Raw genomic sequence first — 386 nt, 5'->3', positions numbered from 1 at the left:
GAATCATGTATAAAGCGCTCATCAGCCTTCTCCGGGTACCGACTGGTCGGCCAGTGTGTTAATCATCGCAGACTTCAAAGCCTGCCGTTGACGCACCACATCGACCCTTTCATTCAAATCCTGACGGGTCATCAGATCGCTATCGCGCGTTTCTTTCAAGCCATTGGCCCGCGAGCAAACGCGCTTTTGCATCCGCGGCAAACACCGCGTCGAGCCCTTCGACCGCAGTCACAGGCTCATGATTCAGAACCTCCTCGATAATACCGGCGATTTCCAGGTAACGGATACGCCCATCGAGGAATGCAGCGACAGCCACTTCATTGGCTGCGTTAAGCATGGCAGGCGCACTGCCTCCAGCCTCTGCCGCATGACGCGCTAACCGCAGG

Annotated in this window: 1 pseudogene; it reads right to left on the bottom strand. The window is 56.5% G+C overall.

From position 1 onward, the window contains the following. Positions 1-139 precede the first annotated feature (139 nt). Positions 140-386 (bottom strand): annotated as a pseudogene (locus tag ALO43_RS22510) (1-deoxy-D-xylulose-5-phosphate reductoisomerase); the annotation flags it as partial.

The sequence above is a fragment of the Pseudomonas tremae genome, from assembly GCF_001401155.1.
GTDB classification, from domain to species: Bacteria; Pseudomonadota; Gammaproteobacteria; order Pseudomonadales; family Pseudomonadaceae; genus Aquipseudomonas; species Aquipseudomonas tremae.
This window is presented reverse-complemented; position numbering and strand designations above follow the sequence as displayed.